We start from the raw sequence: 18,054 nt of genomic DNA on the forward strand, positions 1-18,054 counted from the left end.
AACCGGTGCCGGCGGCCTGCTCTGAAAGGCAGTTGGCCGCAAAGGCGCCACTTTAGTTCACCCCACCAAGAAAGAACAATAGCGGATACGGGCAGTTACGCGACAACGTTAACGCCGTCATGAAACCCGTGAACGCTCCCCTTACTTGCCCCCCTGAGGGCGACTTGCAGCATCCAGCTCGGCCTGGAGCTCCGCGATGATACGGTCCCGCTCGCGCAGCTTGTCTTCCGCGCTACGTCCGTCGGTCTCCAGAGCGTCCAGACGCTTCTGTAACTTCTGGATTTCGGCGTCCTGTGCGGCCTTGGCCGCGCGGGCGGATTCCACCTGCGAACGGACAGCCGGTTTGGGCGCCGCCGTGCCGTCCTGTGCGGCCGCCGCGTAAAGCGGCGACAGCATGAGCAGGGCGAACGCGACGGCGCACCTCATTACAGATAATCCTGAATCAGGATTTCGGCGATCTGGATGGCGTTCAGCGCGGCACCCTTGCGGATGTTGTCCGACACGACCCACAGATCCAGACCACGCTCGTGGGAGATGTCCTCGCGGATACGGCCGACGAAGACCGCATCCTTTCCGGCGGCCTCCGTCACTGGCGTGGGATAACCGCCCGCCTTCCGCTCGTCCATTACGACGACGCCTGGGGCTTCGCTGAGAAGCTCGCGGGCACGCACGGCATCGATCTTCTCGCGCGTCTCGATATGCACCGCTTCGGCGTGACCGTAGAACACCGGCACGCGCACGGCGGTCGGGTTCACCTGGATGGTGTCGTCCTCCAGGATCTTCCGGGTTTCCCACACCATCTTCATTTCTTCCTTGGTGTAGCCGTTCGGCTGGAAGTCGTCGATGTGCGGAATGACGTTGAAGGCTATCTGCTTAGCGAATTTATTCGTTTCCACGGGCTGGAAGTTCAGCATCGCGGCGGTCTGCTTGCCGAGCTCTTCCATGCCCGAGCGGCCCGCGCCGGATACCGACTGATAGGTGGCGACGTTGATGCGTTCGATACCCACGGCGCGGTGGATCGGCGCCAGAGCAACCAGCATCTGCATGGTCGAGCAATTCGGATTCGCGATGATGCCGTGGCTCGCGTACTCCGCGATGGCGTGCGGATTGACCTCGCTGATCACCAGCGGAATGCCGTCCTGGTAACGGAATTCGGACGTATTATCGATGACGACGGCACCCGCCGCCGCCGCACGCGGGGCGTGTTCGCGGCTGACCGAACCACCGGCCGAGAAGAAAGCGATGTCCACGCCGTCGAAGTCGTATTTGGCGAGGTCTTTGACGACGATCGATTTTCCGTCGAATTCGATCGTACCGCCGGCCGAGCGCTCGCTCGCAAGGGGTACCAGTTCGCTGATCGGAAACTCGCGCTCGGCGAGGACGGACAGCAGGGTTTCGCCAACGGCGCCGGTCGCACCGACAATGGCCACCTTGTAACTCGTCTTCTTGCTCATCGTCTCTTTATAGTCTTGGGGGCGGGAACAGGGTGCGGCCGGCTTATGCCGGCACACCCGGATTCAATAAGGTGGGCGGCCGGCCGGCATGCGGACCATGTCCGAACGCAGCCAACACATTGTCCACGGCCAGCGCCGCCATACCGCGACGCGTGTCTCGACTTGCGCTTGCGATATGCGGACTGAGCAGTACGTTGTCGAGCTCCAGCAGCGCCGGATGGACCGCCGGCTCGCCTTCGAAAACATCCAGCGCCGCACCGGCGATGGTGCCACGGGCCAGCGCTTCGGCCAGCGCGGCATCGTCGACGATGCCGCCGCGGGCGATATTAATAAGAATGGCGCCAGGCTTCATCCGCGCCAGTTCGGCCGCGCCGATGGCGTGGCGGTTGGCCGGCGTGAACGGCAGCACCAGAATCAGATGGTCCGATTCGCGCAGGAGCGTGTCCTTGTCGACGTAGCTGGCCACGCACTCGCGCTCGGTCTCGGGCGCCAGCCGCGAACGGTTGTGATAGATGACCCGCGTGCGAAAACCGATGGCCCGCCGCGCGATGGCCTGCCCGATGCGGCCCATGCCGAGGATACCCAGCGTACGGCCGTGCACATCGGCGCCCAGCCAACCGTCGAAACGGGACGACGTCCACTGCCCGTCGCGCAACCAGCGCTCGGCGGCGCTCACGCGCCGCGCGGCACCAAGCATCAATGCCCAGGCGTAATCGGCAACCGTTTCATTGAGTACGTCGGGCGTATTGGACGCGCCGACACCCGCCGCGCTCAGCGCATCGAGGTCGAGATTGTTATAGCCCACGCCCAGATTCGCGACGAAACGCAGCGACGGCGCTTTGGCGAGCACGTCGGCATCGATACGATCGGCGAGCCCGACGATCGCGGCTTCCACGCCGGCAAGCCGGTCGACGAGAACGTCGGGCGGCAACACCCGCTCTTCCGCCTCGGCGTGCACTTCGAAATATTCGTGCAGCGGCTCGATCACATCGGGAAACAGGGGGCGGGAGATCCAGAGCTTAGGCTTGCCGCTCACGGCGCACCCTCCGCGATGCTGCCCGGGATACGCGGCGACACCGGCCCCACGTCCGCGCACTGTGCGCGATGACGCAGCGCATGATCCATCAGCACCAGGGCCATCATGGCTTCGGCGATGGGAATGGCGCGGATGCCGACGCAGGGATCGTGGCGCCCTTTCGTTACGACATCCACCGGGTTTCCGGCTTTGTCGATGCTATGGCCCGGCACGAGAATGCTGGACGTCGGCTTGAACGCCATCGAGGCAACCACGGCCTGACCGGTGCTGATGCCACCGAGCACGCCACCGGCATGGTTGGACGTAAAGCCGTCCGCCGTCATCTGGTCGCGATGAACCGAGCCGTTCTGCGCGACCACCGCGAAACCGTCGCCGATCTCCACGCCTTTGACGGCATTGATCGACATCATCGCCGCGGCGAGGTCGCCATCGAGCTTGCCGTAGATCGGCTCGCCCCAACCCGGCGGTACATCGCTGGCGATCACCGTCACCCGTGCGCCGACCGAATCGCCGGACTTGCGCAGGGCGTCCATATAGGTCTCGAGCTCGGGAACCTGATCGGCATCGGGCCAGAAAAACGCGTTCGTCTCGATAGCGGTGGGATCGAAGCCGCGAGGAACGACGTCGCCGATCTGCGCGAGGTGCGCATGCACTTCGATACCGAAACGTTCCGCCAGCCACTTCTTCGCCACCGTGCCGGCCGCCACGCGCATCGTCGTTTCGCGGGCGGACGAACGTCCACCGCCACGCGGGTCGCGGATGCCGTACTTCTGCCAGTACGCATAGTCGGCGTGGCCCGGGCGGAACGTGTCGACGATGTTGCCATAGTCCTTCGAGCGCGCGTCCACGTTACGGATCAGCAGCGCGATGGGGGTGCCCGTGGTCAGGCCCTCGTACACCCCCGAAAGGATTTCGATATCGTCGGTTTCCCGGCGTTGCGAGGTATGCCGCGAACGTCCCGTGGCACGACGATCCAGGTCGACGCGGAAATCGTCGGCTTCGAGCGCCAGACCCGGCGGGCAGCCGTCGATAACGCAACCGATGGCCGGCCCGTGGCTTTCGCCGAACGTGGTAACGCTGAGAATCTTGCCGAACGTATTGGAGGACACAGATTTTCCGTAAGTATCAGGGCCGTGTCGCGCGGACCGCGGCGATCGCGTCGGCATGTTCGATCAGGTCGCGACGTTCCAGCGCGAAGATACCCATCTGTCCGACCTTGAATTCCAGCCAGACGAAGGGCAAGTGCGGCAGCAACGACACGAGGGCGTGTTCGCTATCGCCCACTTCCACGATCAGCAGGCCATCGTCGGTGAGATGGTCGGCCGCTTCATGGAGGATGCGAAGGGTGATGTCCAGTCCATCATCGCCGGATGTCAGGCCGAGGACCGGTTCATGGCTATATTCGGCCGGCATCGCGGCATATTCGTCATGGGTGACGTACGGCGGATTGGAAACGATGAGGTCATAGCGTTCGTTGGCCACGCCGGAGAACAGGTCGGATCTGACTGCCCGGACCCGGTCTTCGACATGCTGGAAGACAATGTTCTCGTTAGCCAGCGACAGCGCCTCCTCGCTGATATCGACGATGTCGACCTTCCACTCGGGGTTGTATTCGGCCATGGCGATGCCAATGCAGCCCGAACCGGTGCACAGGTCCAGCACGCGCTCCACATAGCGGTCGTCCAGCCAGGGGGTGAAGCGGCTTTCGATCAGCTCGGCGATGGGCGAACGCGGCACCAGCGCACGACGGTCGCTCTTGAATTTCAGGCCCGCGAACCAGGTTTCGCCCACCAGGTAGGCCACCGGCACGCGATCGACAATGCGACGCTCGATCAGGGCCAGCACGGCTTCGCGCTCCTCGGCGATCAGCCGGCCCGTGCCATAGGCTGGCGGCAGGTCGGGCGGCAGGTGCAGTACGGCCAGCACGAGATGCGTCGCCTCATCGATGGGATTGTCGTGGCTATGCCCGAACGTCAGCCCGGCCGCCGAAAAGCGGCTGGCACCGTAGCGGATGAAGTCGATGATGGTGGACAGTTCGTGCGTCACGAGTCGGCGTGCCTGGGTGGGCGCAATAGTATAGCCGTGTGGGCTCGGGGCCGCGCTGCGGGTGGGCGTGGGACTGGAAATGCCCGGTGGTGGCAACCACGCCCCCCTCGTTCCTGCCGGCAAGTCCCCCTCCGCGTACGCGTAATCCGGAAGCCGTGAGCGCCTCCATGCATGCGGAGCCTAAGGGATGTATGACACGCGAGCAGGTGTAGACCCACAGCCAAAGCATGAGGGCCTACAACGATGCCCGGCGTCAACTTGCGCTCGACATCCGCCCGGGACGACTCATTGACAGACCCGGACATCGTCGACCGGCCGGCCGAATATCGGCGAGATAACGCGAAAATCCCGGAGTTCCAGCGTTTCCGCTCATGAGACGCCCCAGTCCGGGAACCAAACCCCGGCCGCGATGTATTGCCCCGCGCATCCGAGTATCCACTATCGATATTCCTTCGGAGAATCGCCCTCGCCAAGGACAAAGCGGCAATCGCACCCCATTGTCGCTCTGACATCGTCCGACTACCGTGTCCCTGTCGTCCCCACGACACGCATCGACTTTCAATCATGAACAGCCTCGACGGCCGGATGCCCACTTCCGGTCAAGGAGACAGCGCATGCTCCGAAAACCCGACCGACGATATCTCCTTATCGCGCTGGTTCTGGTCGCCAGCCCATCCATCGATACGAAGGCATCGGAAACGAGCCACGTGCCCGAACTGCTCGCCGAGGCAAACCGGCGCAGCGCGAACGGCGAAGCACCCGAACTCATCGAGCGCTGGCTCGTCGACTCCATGCAGCGGATGGGAGCCCGAACGTCGCCAGAGTCATGGGACGTGTTCGCCAGGACCCGCTGGCAAACCGACAAGAACGGCGTCACGCCGGCTTTCGTCGTTCGCACCGCCGATGCCGCACCACCTCTCTAACTCTTACCACGATCGCCACGACAAGGAGTCGTCATGAAATCCTCATCGCCACTCACGATATCCCGAGCCGAAACACTGCTGACTGCCACGATGCTCGTCGTCGCCCTTTGTGCCTGGCCGTGTATCGTGCTCGCCGCGAACGATGTCATTGGCGACAAGTCGGACATTGCCGTTGGCTGGATCAGGACGGCCGTCAAATTCGTACTGGTCGTCGCCGTTCTTGGATCGGGCCTGCTTGCCGCATTCGGGCGCATGAGCTGGACGACGGTCGGGCAAGTTCTCATAGGTGCCGTTATCGCCGGCACCGCCGATGCCATCGTCAACGGACTGTACTCGGTGCGGCCAGCGTGATTTCCGCGCCGCGCCGCGACCCCTTGTTCGGCGGCCTGACCCGTCCACCGACGTATCTCGGCCTTCCCGTGGAGGCCCTGCTTATCATCGCCGGCGGCAGCGTCATCGCGTTCCTTCTGACCAGCCTCGCCAATGCACCGACGATCTGGCAGTTCGCATCGCTCGGGCTGGGCGGTTCGCTCTATGTTGCGGCACGACTTATATGCGTACGCGACCTTCGCGCACTTCGCTATCTCTTCCTGCAAGTGGCAACGAAAGGAAGACATCGCACTCGTCGTTACTGGCTCTGCGGTTCATACGCGCCGCTGCCTTGCCGACATCGCTGACATCGGACGCAAAGGAAGCAGGATGCTTTCCCCAAAGCAGAAACTGATGAACGACGCTCTGGCCGCGTCCATGCATGTGCCCTACACAGTCCACGCATCTCCGCACAATGTACGCACACTCACTGGCGATACGCTTACCGTCATTCGTATCGACGGTATCGCGCACGAAGCCGCCGACGAACGCGACATCGAAGGATGGCACGACGCACTCATCGGACTCATGCGCAATATCGCCGCGGAAGACATCGCACTCTGGATTCATACAGTACGAGATGAGCGCGATGAATTTCCGGACGGCGAGTTCGCCGACGACTTCGCGGGTCGATTGAATACGCTATATCGTGCGTCGCTGAGCAACTCGGCGTTGATGGTCAACACGCACTATCTCACCGTACTGGTCCGCGAATCGACCGCCACCGGCTTCTTCAGGCCCATGGGCGAGCGACTCACGCTGACTGCGGCGCAGGATGCCATACGCGATGCCAGCGACCGCCTCGATACACTGACCCGCGGCATACTTGCCGCGCTGTCACGCTATGGAGCCCACCGACTCGGGACACGCCAGCACGATGGCATCGTGTATTCCGACACGCTCGCCTTCCTCGCCCGCCTCGTCAATGGCACATCGCAACCCATAGCCGTTCCCAAGGGGCGTGCCGCGTTCGGTATGGTCAATGCGCGCCTCTCCTTCGGTGTGGAGCAGTTCGAGATACGCCTGCCGGATCGCCGTCAGGTCGGTGCCATGCTCGGCGTGGCGGCCTATCAGATCGAACGTACCGAACCGGGACACCTCAATGTACTGCTGACATTGCCGTTTCCGTTCGTTCTCACGCAGTCCTTCGCCATGTTCGGCCGGAACAAGGCCACGGCTGCGCTACGAAAACAACAGCGTCTGCTCATCAACGCCGGCGACGCATCCGAGTCCCAGATCAACGATATCGCGCTCGCCCTGGACGATCTTGCCGCCGGGCGGGCGGTATTCGGCGAACATCACCTGAGCATGATGCTACTGGCCGACAAGGCGGATGCGTTGACCGGGCGCGTGGCGGCGGCACGCACCGCACTCGGAGAAGCCGGCTTCCTCGTCGTGCGCGAGGACGAATGCATCGAAGCCGCATTCTTCGCGCAATTGCCGGGCAACTTCCGCCTGCGTCCGCGACCCGCGCCCATCAGTTCGAACAACATCGTCGGCTATACGGGATTTCACAACTATCCATCGGGGCGCCTCGAAGGCAACCAGTGGGGATCCGCGCTGACGCTGCTGAAAACCACATCCGGCACCCCGTACTACTTCAATTTCCATCTACCCGGATCATCGAAACGCAACGTAGAAGAAGCCGCCGTCGACGACCGCCTGCCCGGTCACGCCTTAATCCTCGGCCCGACCGGCGCCGGCAAAACGGTGATACAGACCTTTATGCTGGCGCAGGCAGACAAGTACCGGCCCACGGTATTCACGTTCGATAAGGACCAGGGCCAGGCGAACTTCGTACTCGCGATGGGAGGCACTTACTCGACCCTGCGCAATGGCATTCCCACGGGGTTCAATCCCTGCGCGCTGGACGACACGCCAGGTAACCGGACGTTCCTGCAACACCTCGTAATGCGCTGTATCCGCGGAGAGGAGCCAACCCACCGATTCTCTCCGGCACGCGAGCGGGAAGTGCAGGACGCCGTGGCCGGCATGTATGCCATGCCATTCGAAGCGCGGCGCTTCTCTGCCATCCTTCCTTTCTTCGACCCCACCGACCCCAATGGTAACGCGGCACGCTTTCGACGCTGGTGCGCGGGAGGAACGCTTGCCTGGGTGCTGGACAATCCGATAGACACGATCTGCCTTTCCACAGGCCGCTACTTCGGCTTCGACGTTACCGAATTCCTCGAAAACGACGAAACCCGGACCGTCGTCGTGATGTACCTGTTTCATCGCATGGAACAGCTCATAGACGGACGTCGGTTCATCCTCAACATGGACGAATTCTGGCGCCTGCTGCAAGACCCGTACTTCGAGGGTAAAGCCCTCGACGCGGTGAAGACATACCGCAAGCGCAACGCCATTGCGGTATTCGGCACCCAGAGCCCCGCGGACGTCCTGCGCTCCGGTGTCAGTCGCCAGCTCATCGAGCAGTGCGTCAGCCAGCTCTACCTGCCGAATTCCAAAGCCGCCCATGAAGACTATGTCGGAGGCTTCGGACTCACCGAACGCGAATTCGAAATCGTTCGCAAGGAAATGGTCGAAGCGAACCTGCGCGGCTTTCTGTTCAAGCAGGAAGCCTCTTCCACGATCTGCGAACTCGACCTGGCGGGCTTCGACGACGATCTGGCTGTGCTTTCGGCAACATCGCAGTCGGTCGAAATTGCCAGGCGGGCGATCTCGCTTGCCGGACCGCGACCCGACGAATGGCTTCCCAGGTTCCACGAAATGCGCCGCGAGGCGATCTGATCCATCCCGGCAAGGAGGTCCATCGTGACGAGACACATCCATATTCTGTTCGCCGTTTTCGCCGCCATCGTTTCGACCGCCGCCTCGGCCGGCTCCGACACTCAGGAAGTTCGCGACGCGGAAACACATAGCACTCTTCGTAAACAGATCGATGCGCTAGAGAAACAGAAGGCCGCGATCGAGGAGCAGACCCGGGCCTTATCGGGACACAGTGCAAAAGGCGCACTGGCGGCAGGCGACTACGCAAAAGACATACCCACCAACTGGCGCGAAACGCTCGAAGCGTACAAAAACAACGACACGGTCAAGAGTCTGATTCGGGCCATGCGCGAGGTCGAAAATCCGCCTGCCAACGAACTGACGGATAAGGAGCGCGCAAAGCTCGAGACAAAGGCTGGCACGGATCGCGCCATGAACGGAGCGGCGCTCAATGCGCAGATATATCAGAACGCAACGCAACGCAGCAAAGCGCTCGATACCCTCAGGCTGCGTATCGATGAAGCATCCACGGCAAAAGAAATCGCGGATCTTCAGGCTCGCATCCAGATAGAGGACGCACTACTGACCAATGAGCTTATTCGCACAGAATCGCTCAACGCCCTAGTCATGCAGAACGAATATGCACAGGCCTACAAATCCGTCGATGAAGATATCGACGAGAACGCCGAGGACGACACCGGCGCGAACGACGACCTCTGATCCACGGAGTACGACATGGCATCCCTCACATTAGCCAGCGACATTCTCGGCGGAACCGTCGAAACGATTACAGCGGCAATGATCGCGCAGTCGACGCGAATGATGACAATCATCTCGCCTATCGCGCATGCCATGCTCGTCTGCTACGTACTTTTATGGGGCGCCGCGATTGCCTCGGGAAAGACCAATCAGCCTCTTGGCGATGCGGCCATGCGGGTACTCCGGATCGTGCTCATCGTCAGCTTCGCCCTCACCGTCGGCATCTACCAGAACGACATCGCGACATTCTTCATGGAAGTGCCTTCCGGGATCGCGGCGGGCATCGTCGATGTACCTCCAAGCAAGGGAAGCACCCCCGGCATCGCACAAGTACTGGATGCGGCCCTCAATCGCGGCTACGACACGGGAAAAACCGTCTGGAACTATGCATCGAGGAAGTTCGGACTCTTTCGCTTCGGCTATATCGTCTATTTTTTCGTGGCTATCGCCATCTACATCGTGGTCAGCGTCGTTGTCGCCATCGCAACCGCCCTGGTATTCCTCGGATTCGTCGCGCTTGCGGTCCTGCTCGCCGTCGGCCCGCTATTCATTCTGATGGCATTGTTCGACAACACGCGCCGGTTCTTCGACGCGTGGCTCGGCCAGACAGTGAACTTCGGCGTCCTGTTCATTCTGGTCGCTTCGACGATCGACCTTTGCTTCAGGGTTTTCACCAAAGTGGTCGGTGGCATCCAACTTGGCGGCCCGGCCGAAGCAGGTAAAGCCATGATTGTCGTCATTGGCGTGGGCATCGCCATGATTATCACCGTGCTGCAGACCCGGCCGATGGCCGCGGCCATCTCCGGCGGCGTAGCCGCCAGTTCGCAGGGACTGTCCCAGTTCGTCCTTGGCAAAGTAACCGGCGGACTGTCGATGGCGGGAAGCAAGTTGCTGGGTTCGGGCAACTCCGTCGGCCGCGGCATATCCCAGGCGGCCGGAGGGACCGCCGGCACCGGACAGCAAGGCACGTCTCGTGCGCACCTCAAAACCCCACGAAGCACACCCGGACGCCCCTCCCGGTGACGTCGCCGCAACCCAATCAGGAGCTTCCCATGCGCTGGATCGCACACACCGCCGCCATCATCGTCCTTCTGCTCGCCTGCGCCTGTTCCGTGAAACCTTCCCGGCCGCCCTCATGCGAAGGTCCGTACAGTCCGGTGAATCCGCCCGAACGCTACATCCCTGCCGCGGCGACGCGTTCATGAACGACCCTGCAATCGATGCCTTCATCGACATTTCCCGCACCTGGGAAGCCGACGAAGTCGCACGCATCCGGTTAAGTGAGCGAAGGGCATGGCGATTCGCCGCACTGGGCATGGGTGCCGGCGTCGTCGGATGCATCGCCGTCGCCCTTCTCACACCGCTGAAAACTGTCGAGCCGTTCATCGTGCGCGTGGATCGCACAACGGGAGCCGCGGACATTGTCACGCGCGTCGACGAGCGCACCGTAACCTTCGACGAAGCTATCGACAAATACTTTCTCGCCCGCTACGTGAACTATCGCGAAGAATACGCGGAAGCCGCCGCCTATCCGAACTATCGCGCGGTCAAAGTCATGTCGGGGGACATCGCGGGACTCGCCTATGTTCGACAGGTCGACCCAAAAAATCCGAGTTCTCCCTCGCGGATGTACGGCAAGGATGGCGGCGTTGAGGTCGCGGTGCGTTCGATCGCGTTCCTGACCAAGGGCGTCGCGCAAGTCCGCTTTTCGCGCAAGGAACACGGAGGTCCAGCCTCGGCAAGAGAAAGCCACTGGATAGCAACCATCACGTATACCTACCGAAATGCTCCGATCGATGCACAGACGCAGCTGGTCAACCCGGTGGGCTTTCATGTCACCGATTACCGCCTCGATCCCGAAACCACGGGAGGCGAACGGTGAGATACGTCTTAACGTGCATGCTCGCCGCATGCATCGCCTTCGTGACGCATGCCGAATCCGTCCCCGTACAGGGAGCATTCGACCATCGAATGAAAACCGTGCCCTATAACCCATCGGATGTGGTCAGGATTGTCGGGCATTACGGCTACTCCACCGACATCGAATTCGCGCAGGGCGAAGCCATAAGCCATATCGCGGTAGGCGACTCACTCGCATGGGAAGTGGCGCCGGCGGCGAACCACCTGTTCGTCAAGCCGCGCGAAGACAACGCCGTAACCAACATGACCGTCGTTACGGACCGCCACGTTTACCAGTTCAGCCTGGACGCTTCGAAAGCAGTCACTTCACGCGACCGGACGATGTTCTTCCAGGTTCGGTTCGCTTACCCGAACGACGATGCCGCACGCGAACGCGCCGAGCGCGATGCACGCATTGCGACATCCAACGCACGACGCATGGAGAGTGCGCTGAAGCGGACGGAGGAAGCGCGGAACTGGAACTACCATGCCTGCGGCGCAAAGGAGCTCCGCCCATCGGAGGTCTACGACGACGGCAGATTTACTTATATGCGCTTTCCCGGCGCGCAACGCATTCCCGCCATCTTCGCCATCGACGCCGATGGCAGCGAAGGCATAGTTAACGGCGCTATGCGCGGCGACCAGTTCGTCGTTCATACCCTGGCGCAGCGATTTGTGCTTCGCCGCGGCGATGCCGTCGCATGCATCGAGAACCGTACTTACAACGCGCATGGCGCGGCAATCCCCCTGGGCACGACCAGTCCGAACGTCGTGCGCGAAATCAACGACGCCCTGCCGGCGACGGGCGAGGCATGGCCTGCCCTGGCACCTATCCCCGCTCCTGCCGACAAGGCTGCCAGCGAAATTCCCGGAGGAAGCGGACATGTTCAATAGATCCGTACGGGAGCGAAGCGTTTCCGGAAGCGATAACAACGCGTCCGCGGATATTCCACAGGTAGGCCGCAGCCGCGGGACAAATCGCGTCGTCGGCGTCACCGTCATGCTCACGGCGACAATCATTCTTTTTGCTTTGTTCGGACAATTAGGTATCCAAAAGCTGCGCGAGCACAACGACGTCGCGTCGAACGCGCAGGCAAAGGAAACCGCCGCTGCCGGCGGCGCCGCCAGCCACCTGCCGGATATCGCTCGCGATCTGTTTGTGTCCAGGCCGCCACCGGTACCCGCTCCAGGTGGAGCAGACCTCGCAAGGAGAGAACCACTCGCACCGGACCAGCACGCCCAGGCATCGGACAGGCACGAGCGACGCAAACGGGCCCCTCTTCTGGTGCTGCAAGCGGGAAGCTCCTCCACAACGCCGTTGCCGGTGTCTTCGGAAGCCCCGGTCGCACACGCCACTCCCACGGCGGGCTCCATCGCCAGCGCGTTGACCCCGGCACGGAATGCGGGAGTCAGCGCGCGGCGGCTCGCCGACCCGAACCTCACCATCACGCAGGGGAGTCTGCTGGATTGCGCGCTTGTGACAGCCATAAGCAGTCAATTGGCGGGAATGACCGCATGCATTCTTACCCGCGACGTCTACTCCACCAATGGGCGCGTACTGTTGCTCGAACGTGGCTCGCGGCTCGTCGGCCAATATCAGTCCGGACAGCTTCGCCAGGGACTGGATCGCATCTTCGTTCTATGGACACGCGCGGAAACGCCAAACGGCATTGTCATCGATCTGGACTCACCGGCAACGGACAGCCTGGGCCGTTCGGGCCTGACGGGTAAGATAAACCATCATTTCTGGCTCCGCTTTGGATCGGCACTCCTCGTGTCTGTCGTCGACGACGTTGCACAAGCGGCGGCAAACAGACGGCGGGGAAATCAGAACACGATCCAGCTCGGCGGAACGACCGGGGCCGCGCGCGATTCCGCATCGATTATCGTCGAGAACACGGTAAACATCCCGCCGACGCTAGACGTTTCCCAAGGATCCCGGGTAGGTATTTTCGTGGCGCGCGATCTGGATTTTCGTTCGGTGTATTCGCTCAAACCAGGAGCGATCGCGCCATGAACGATTTCGACGATGCTTCCCGTCAGGCCGTGGAAATCTACATGCAGCCACTGGCGTTTCTTCTGCGCGACGATATCACTGAGGTCGCCGTCAACAGGCCGGGCGAGGCATGGACCGAAAAGCATGGAACCTGGCGGCGCCACCTGTTACCCGAGCTGACCTTCGATCACCTGCGCATGCTAGCGAAGCTCATAGCGACATGCACACAGCAATCAATCAGCGATTCCACGCCCGTGCTTTCCGCAGCGCTCCCTTCCGGCGAACGGGTGCAGGCGGTGCTACCTCCGGCCGTCCCCGCAGGCACGGTCAGTCTTACCATCCGCAAACCTTCCGCGATACGACTCACGCTCGACGACTATCAGGCCAGCGGTGCGTTCAACGACGTATGCGCCGATTCCATCATGCTCGACGATACAGAACGCGAACTGACCGACCACCTCGCCCACGGACGAATCCGTCTGTTTCTTGAGCGGGCTGTCGTCACCAGACGGAACATCGTCGTGTCCGGCTCGACAGGTTCGGGAAAAACAACTTTGATGAAGGCACTCGTCGATGCCATTCCGGCGGGCGAACGCCTCATTACTATCGAAGACACACCAGAACTTACTATCGCCCATCAACCCAATCACGTGCGAATGTTCTACTCAAAAGACAGCCAGGGCGTCAGTCGCGCGACACCGAAACTTCTCCTGGAATCGTGTCTTCGCATGAAGCCGGATCGCGTTCTTCTCGCCGAGCTGCGTGGCGAGGAGGCCTTTGGATTCGTTCGTAACGTGAACTCGGGCCATCCGGGCTCCATCACGTCCATACACGCCGGCAGCCCGCTCATGGCAATCGAACAACTGATGCTTCTCATCAAGGAATCGTCGTCCGGCGGACGGTTATCGCGAAGCGATATTCGCCAGCTTCTCTTCATGCTTGTCGACGTCGTCGTGCAATTCGGCATGGTGGACGGACGTCGATGCGTAACAGGAATATTTTATGAACCCGCTCGCAAACGCGCCGCACTGGCTTAAGTGGTCCATGGCCTCCGCTATCGCGCTGGCCATGTGTGGCACATGGCTCATCGCGGCCGGCCACGCATTGTCCTGGATACTCTTCCGGGATCGCGGCGATCCGGTAACCTGGCATACGTGGATCGACTATGCCTTATCGTATCCAGGCCACCCGCTCATACAACCGACACTTGAACTGGCAGGCGCAATCGCGTCGCTCGTCATACTCGTTCCCGTGATCGTCGCTCTCGTTCACTACAAACCGCCATTGCACGGAGCCGCCCGATTCGCCCGGACCGTGGAAATTCGTCGCGCCGGCCTCCTGACCCATAAGGACGACGGCATCATCCTCGGTGGCTACGGAAATCGATTTCTGACGGCCGGACTTGCGGACTTCCCACACGTGATGCTTGCCGCACCCACTGGCTCCGGCAAAGGTGTCGGCGTCGTCATTCCCAACTTGCTCAACTGGAACCACTCAGTGATCGTGCTGGACATAAAACACGAAAACTGGACGCTCACCGCCGGTTTCCGCAACAGCCACGGCCATGAAACCTACCTGTTCGACCCCGCATCGCCGGACGGACGCACGCACCGTTGGAATCCACTGGCCTACGTACGCGACGGGCCCGGCACGCGCATCGACGATATCCAGAAGATCGGCAGCATCATCTTTCCCGATACGCCTGGCGTCGATCCCATCTGGTCGGCCAGCTGCCGGACTTTGTTTCTCGGACTGGCATTGTATGTATTCGAAACCGACGGCCTTTCACGCACGCTCGGGCAAATCGCCCGCGAAGCCTATGCCGACACCGAAGACCGTCTCGCCGACATCGTCGTGGAGCGATACGAGTCCGGCGACCGGCTTTCGGCCGCCTGCGAAGCAGCACTTACCGACTATACGAACACAGCTACCGAAACCCGCACGTCGATACGGAAGACATTTACGTCACGCTTCGAGCTCTTCCTCAATCCCATCGTGGATGCCGCGACCTCCGCCAACGATTTCGACCTGGAAGCCCTGAGGCGCAGGCGCATCAGTATTTATATTGGCATCACACCCGACAATCTCGCGCGCATGGCGCCTCTGCTCAACCTGTTCTTCCAGCAGGTCGTAGACCTCAACACACGAGAGCTTCCCGAACACAATCCCGAACTGAAGTATCAGTGCCTGATGCTTCTCGACGAGTTCAAGTCCCTGGGTAAGCTGCCGCTCATCGTCGACGCCATAGCGTTCCTTCGCGGGTACGGCGTGCGCCTGTTGCCGATTTTCCAGTCGCCGAGTCAGATACGGGAGGTCTATGGCGAGGAGGCGGCTAAAACATTCTTCCAGAACCACGCCATACGCATTTCCTATACGCCCGCCGACATCGCAACGGCGACCGAAATCAGCAATGAAATCGGCAATGCCACCGTGAAGAGCCATTCGGTGTCCCGTCCCGATCTTTTTTCGAAAGGGCAGCGCAATCGCAGCGACTCGACAGTCAGCCGCGCACTGATGCTCCCGCAGGAAGTCATGGCGCTGGGTGTGAACGAAGTCCTCCTTTTCGCCAGGGGCACACGTCCGATTCGAGGCCGGAAGATTCGTTGGTATCGGGAGAAGGCGTTCACTTCCCGGATACTGCCACCGCCCACTGTTCCCGCACATACTCCAGGCGGATCCGAGGATCGGTAAGGCTCAGGCCATCGTTATCGGGCTTTGCGAACCGGCCCCGGATCGCTCGTACCCGGCCGCCCATCCTCCAGATGCCCCGCGAACCGGCGCAGGTACCGCGGCGCGTCGGCCAGCGATACCGAGATGTCGTACCAGCCCGCACTGCGGCTGACGTCGAACGGCAGCGTGACCTTCGCCCCTGCCGCGACCTCGACACGCTGCAACGCATCCGCGGCATAGGCATTGCCGACCGTGCAGACGGACGGAAGCGGTCCGGCGTTGGATATCGTCAGGTTCATGCGCTTGCCCGGCGCATCCTCCGCCACGACCGCCTCGACTCCGTCGTCCGCGCCGCCACGCAAGGCACACAGGAACCCGTTCGGGCCATGCACGAGGCGATCGTAACCATCGCCACGCCTTACCAACGGCCAGTAATCCTCGATGGTGTCGCCCGCACTCACCGTATAGCGGCGCGGAGGCTGCTCGCGATCGGAGCCGTCATAGACATAGAACGCAGCACCGGCCCGCCCCGTGTTCCGGAAACGAACCCAGCTACGGCCCGCGTCCAGTCGATGCTCCACGCTCCATGCATAGGGCAGCGGCCGGGCCGGTCGCACGCCCGGCTCCTGAACCGGCATACGTTGTTCGCCGGCCACTTTGACCGGCGCCTTGCCCTTTGGCGCCGCAGGCACGCGAAGCTTCGGCATGGACGTCTCGCGCGTACCCGCGAAATCGAATGCGCTCGTGAGATCTCCGCATACAGCCCGACGCCATGCGCTGATCTGCGGCTCCCGCACGCCGAAACGCGTTTCGAGAAACCGCAGGACCGATGTGTGATCGAAGGTTTCCGAGCAGACCCATCCGCCGCGCGTCCACGGCGACACCACGATCATGGGGACGCGCACGCCAAGGCCGATGATCTGCCGCCCCCCCGGATCCGAACCGGGAACCAGCGGATTCGCGATACGCATGTGCTCGTCGATATCCATGACCTCGTCCTCCAGACTGTCGACGAGGTCGGCCGAAACCACGCCTTGCTCGCCCTGCCCGCTTTCCACTGGCGGCGCCGGTGGAACGACGTGATCGAACAGGCCGTCGTTTTCGTCGTAATTGAGGAACAGGACCGTCTTGCTCCACACCGCGGGATTCGCGATCAGCGCTTCGATCACTCGCTGGATGTAGAACGCACCGTCCGTCGGCGAGGCTTCGGGATGTTCGCTATAGCGGAACGGCGCCACGATCCACGATACCTGCGGCAAACGATCGTTCACAACATCGGCTCGCAGTTCGCGCAGCGTATGCGTCGAAGCGCCGTTGCGTACGAGAGAACTCTTCGGGTCCGCGCCTTCGCCTACCTGATAGCGTGCGAAGAACTCCAGCGAATTGTCGGTGAAGTTATCCGTCGGCGACCCCGGGTCGCCTGTCCCGCCCTGATAGACCCGCCAGCTCACGCCATGCGCTTCCAGCCGCTCCGGGTACGTGGTCCACGTGTATCCATTGACGTCCTTGCGCTCTTCCGTCCCCGGCCCGTTGTCCTTGCTGCCAAATGTGTTGCGCGGATCGGCGGTACCCGAAAAGAGGAAGATGCGGTTGATCGCCGTGTCGGCATGCACGGACGCGTGATACGCATCGCAGATGGTGAACGCGTCGGCCAGCGCGTAGTGGAACGCGGCATCGTCGCGCTTCAGGTACGCCATCGTCAGCACGTCCTGCTTCTGCTCGACCCATCGATCCCATCGCCCCAGGTTCCAGGCCTGATGACCGCTGCTCCATCCGTGGTCCGTGCCGTCCTGATGATCGCCGCTGACCGTCGTATCCAGATGGAACGGCAGCACGTACGGAACATCGTCCGCGATACCGCGCGATTTATAATGCTTCGTATGCGTCATCGCCGCCGGCTGCCGCCAGACCGGAGAGCCGTCGGCCAGCGAAAGCACTCGTGGATCGCCGAACCCGCGCACGCCACGCAGGCTACCGAAGTAGTGATCGAACGACCGGTTCTCCTGCATCAGGATCACGACGTGTCCGACATCCGCGATCGTGCCGGTGACGCGATGCGCGGGCGTTGCCAGGGCGCGGGCGATAGCGGCCGGAAATGCCTGCACGGCGAGCGACGCCGTGACAGTGGTGCCGGCGACTTTCAGGAAACGACGTCGATCGTTGGAAAACATA

The 18,054-nt window shown here is 61.9% G+C and carries 18 protein-coding genes; 12 read left to right on the forward strand and 6 right to left on the reverse strand.

The features are described 5' to 3' along the window. Window positions 1–141 precede the first annotated feature (141 nt). Genes AC3IR3_RS13820 through prmB form a run of 5 tightly spaced genes read right to left on the reverse strand, consistent with a single transcriptional unit; the run spans window position 142 to window position 4,536 of the window. A complete protein-coding gene (locus AC3IR3_RS13820; protein ID WP_489192931.1) occupies window positions 142–426 on the reverse strand; it encodes a hypothetical protein in 285 nt (94 codons plus the stop codon). Next, on the reverse strand, window positions 426–1,454 hold the full coding sequence (locus tag AC3IR3_RS13825; RefSeq protein ID WP_489192933.1) for an aspartate-semialdehyde dehydrogenase: 1,029 nt from the start codon (window positions 1,452–1,454) through the stop codon (window positions 426–428). The genes AC3IR3_RS13820 and AC3IR3_RS13825 overlap by 1 nt, the downstream gene beginning before the upstream one ends. 43 nt (window positions 1,455–1,497) lie before the next feature. Next, entirely contained in the window at window positions 1,498–2,490 is a 993-nt protein-coding gene (locus tag AC3IR3_RS13830) for a 2-hydroxyacid dehydrogenase (protein WP_489192934.1), read from the reverse strand. Then, a complete protein-coding gene (gene aroC / locus AC3IR3_RS13835) occupies window positions 2,487–3,599 on the reverse strand; it encodes a chorismate synthase (RefSeq protein ID WP_489192935.1) in 1,113 nt (370 codons plus the stop codon). The genes AC3IR3_RS13830 and aroC overlap by 4 nt, the downstream gene beginning before the upstream one ends. A gap of 16 nt (window positions 3,600–3,615) precedes the next feature. After that, window positions 3,616–4,536 (reverse strand): 50S ribosomal protein L3 N(5)-glutamine methyltransferase, encoded by a 921-nt coding sequence (prmB, locus tag AC3IR3_RS13840; protein ID WP_489192937.1) that lies wholly within the window; start codon window positions 4,534–4,536, stop codon window positions 3,616–3,618. 614 nt (window positions 4,537–5,150) lie between these two features. Here prmB and AC3IR3_RS13845 point away from each other — a divergent pair. The 12 genes from AC3IR3_RS13845 to AC3IR3_RS13900 are packed head-to-tail and all read left to right on the forward strand — an operon-like array spanning window position 5,151 to window position 15,903. After that, on the forward strand, window positions 5,151–5,459 hold the full coding sequence (locus AC3IR3_RS13845; RefSeq protein ID WP_489192939.1) for a hypothetical protein: 309 nt from the start codon (window positions 5,151–5,153) through the stop codon (window positions 5,457–5,459). A 33-nt stretch (window positions 5,460–5,492) separates the two neighbouring features. Then, window positions 5,493–5,810, forward strand: a complete 318-nt coding sequence (locus AC3IR3_RS13850; RefSeq protein ID WP_489192941.1) for a TrbC/VirB2 family protein — start codon at window positions 5,493–5,495, stop codon at window positions 5,808–5,810. Then, window positions 5,807–6,136 (forward strand): VirB3 family type IV secretion system protein, encoded by a 330-nt coding sequence (locus AC3IR3_RS13855; RefSeq protein ID WP_489192942.1) that lies wholly within the window; start codon window positions 5,807–5,809, stop codon window positions 6,134–6,136. The genes AC3IR3_RS13850 and AC3IR3_RS13855 overlap by 4 nt, the downstream gene beginning before the upstream one ends. Window positions 6,137–6,158: 22 nt before the next feature. Beyond that, window positions 6,159–8,579 (forward strand): VirB4 family type IV secretion/conjugal transfer ATPase, encoded by a 2,421-nt coding sequence (locus tag AC3IR3_RS13860; RefSeq protein ID WP_489192944.1) that lies wholly within the window; start codon window positions 6,159–6,161, stop codon window positions 8,577–8,579. A 24-nt stretch (window positions 8,580–8,603) separates the two neighbouring features. After that, window positions 8,604–9,278, forward strand: a complete 675-nt coding sequence (locus AC3IR3_RS13865) for a TrbJ/VirB5 family protein (protein WP_489192945.1) — start codon at window positions 8,604–8,606, stop codon at window positions 9,276–9,278. Between the two features lie 15 nt (window positions 9,279–9,293). After that, a complete protein-coding gene (locus AC3IR3_RS13870; RefSeq protein WP_489192946.1) occupies window positions 9,294–10,340 on the forward strand; it encodes a TrbL/VirB6 family protein in 1,047 nt (348 codons plus the stop codon). Window positions 10,341–10,369: 29 nt separating this feature from the next. Next, window positions 10,370–10,522 (forward strand): hypothetical protein, encoded by a 153-nt coding sequence (locus tag AC3IR3_RS13875; RefSeq protein WP_489192947.1) that lies wholly within the window; start codon window positions 10,370–10,372, stop codon window positions 10,520–10,522. Continuing rightward, the gene (locus tag AC3IR3_RS13880) at window positions 10,519–11,199 is read left to right on the forward strand and encodes a VirB8 family type IV secretion system protein (protein WP_489192948.1); all 681 of its coding nucleotides are present in this window, start codon (window positions 10,519–10,521) and stop codon (window positions 11,197–11,199) included. The genes AC3IR3_RS13875 and AC3IR3_RS13880 overlap by 4 nt, the downstream gene beginning before the upstream one ends. Then, window positions 11,196–12,110 (forward strand): P-type conjugative transfer protein VirB9, encoded by a 915-nt coding sequence (gene virB9, locus AC3IR3_RS13885; RefSeq protein WP_489192949.1) that lies wholly within the window; start codon window positions 11,196–11,198, stop codon window positions 12,108–12,110. Before AC3IR3_RS13880 ends, virB9 begins: the two co-directional genes overlap by 4 nt. Beyond that, window positions 12,100–13,233 (forward strand): type IV secretion system protein VirB10, encoded by a 1,134-nt coding sequence (gene virB10, locus AC3IR3_RS13890; RefSeq protein ID WP_489192950.1) that lies wholly within the window; start codon window positions 12,100–12,102, stop codon window positions 13,231–13,233. Before virB9 ends, virB10 begins: the two co-directional genes overlap by 11 nt. Then, window positions 13,230–14,249 (forward strand): P-type DNA transfer ATPase VirB11, encoded by a 1,020-nt coding sequence (gene virB11, locus AC3IR3_RS13895; protein WP_489192952.1) that lies wholly within the window; start codon window positions 13,230–13,232, stop codon window positions 14,247–14,249. The genes virB10 and virB11 overlap by 4 nt, the downstream gene beginning before the upstream one ends. Further along, window positions 14,215–15,903 carry a type IV secretory system conjugative DNA transfer family protein gene (locus tag AC3IR3_RS13900; RefSeq protein WP_489192953.1) on the forward strand — a complete coding sequence of 563 codons (1,689 nt, stop codon included), beginning with the start codon at window positions 14,215–14,217 and terminating at the stop codon, window positions 15,901–15,903. Before virB11 ends, AC3IR3_RS13900 begins: the two co-directional genes overlap by 35 nt. Window positions 15,904–15,917: 14 nt before the next feature. Here AC3IR3_RS13900 and AC3IR3_RS13905 read toward each other — a convergent pair whose 3' ends face one another. Continuing rightward, window positions 15,918–18,053: a phosphocholine-specific phospholipase C gene (locus AC3IR3_RS13905; RefSeq protein WP_489192955.1), complete on the reverse strand. Its 2,136-nt coding sequence runs from the start codon at window positions 18,051–18,053 to the stop codon at window positions 15,918–15,920. Window position 18,054: the final 1 nt, after the last annotated feature.

Source organism: Luteibacter sp. GL_149 (genome assembly GCF_057834065.1).

Excerpts from the sequence above, each read along its gene's own strand:
- AC3IR3_RS13820 (WP_489192931.1), bottom strand. The coding sequence starts at position 426 with ATGAGGTGCGCCGTCGCGTTCGCCCTGCTCATGCTGTCGCCGCTTTAC.
- AC3IR3_RS13825 (WP_489192933.1), bottom strand. The coding sequence starts at position 1,454 with ATGAGCAAGAAGACGAGTTACAAGGTGGCCATTGTCGGTGCGACCGGC.
- AC3IR3_RS13845 (WP_489192939.1), top strand. The coding sequence starts at position 5,151 with ATGCTCCGAAAACCCGACCGACGATATCTCCTTATCGCGCTGGTTCTG.
- AC3IR3_RS13850 (WP_489192941.1), top strand. The coding sequence starts at position 5,493 with ATGAAATCCTCATCGCCACTCACGATATCCCGAGCCGAAACACTGCTG.
- AC3IR3_RS13860 (WP_489192944.1), top strand. The coding sequence starts at position 6,159 with ATGCTTTCCCCAAAGCAGAAACTGATGAACGACGCTCTGGCCGCGTCC.
- AC3IR3_RS13870 (WP_489192946.1), top strand. The coding sequence starts at position 9,294 with ATGGCATCCCTCACATTAGCCAGCGACATTCTCGGCGGAACCGTCGAA.
- AC3IR3_RS13875 (WP_489192947.1), top strand. The coding sequence starts at position 10,370 with ATGCGCTGGATCGCACACACCGCCGCCATCATCGTCCTTCTGCTCGCC.
- AC3IR3_RS13880 (WP_489192948.1), top strand. The coding sequence starts at position 10,519 with ATGAACGACCCTGCAATCGATGCCTTCATCGACATTTCCCGCACCTGG.
- virB10 (WP_489192950.1), top strand. The coding sequence starts at position 12,100 with ATGTTCAATAGATCCGTACGGGAGCGAAGCGTTTCCGGAAGCGATAAC.
- virB11 (WP_489192952.1), top strand. The coding sequence starts at position 13,230 with ATGAACGATTTCGACGATGCTTCCCGTCAGGCCGTGGAAATCTACATG.
- AC3IR3_RS13900 (WP_489192953.1), top strand. The coding sequence starts at position 14,215 with ATGAACCCGCTCGCAAACGCGCCGCACTGGCTTAAGTGGTCCATGGCC.
- AC3IR3_RS13905 (WP_489192955.1), bottom strand. The coding sequence starts at position 18,053 with ATGTTTTCCAACGATCGACGTCGTTTCCTGAAAGTCGCCGGCACCACT.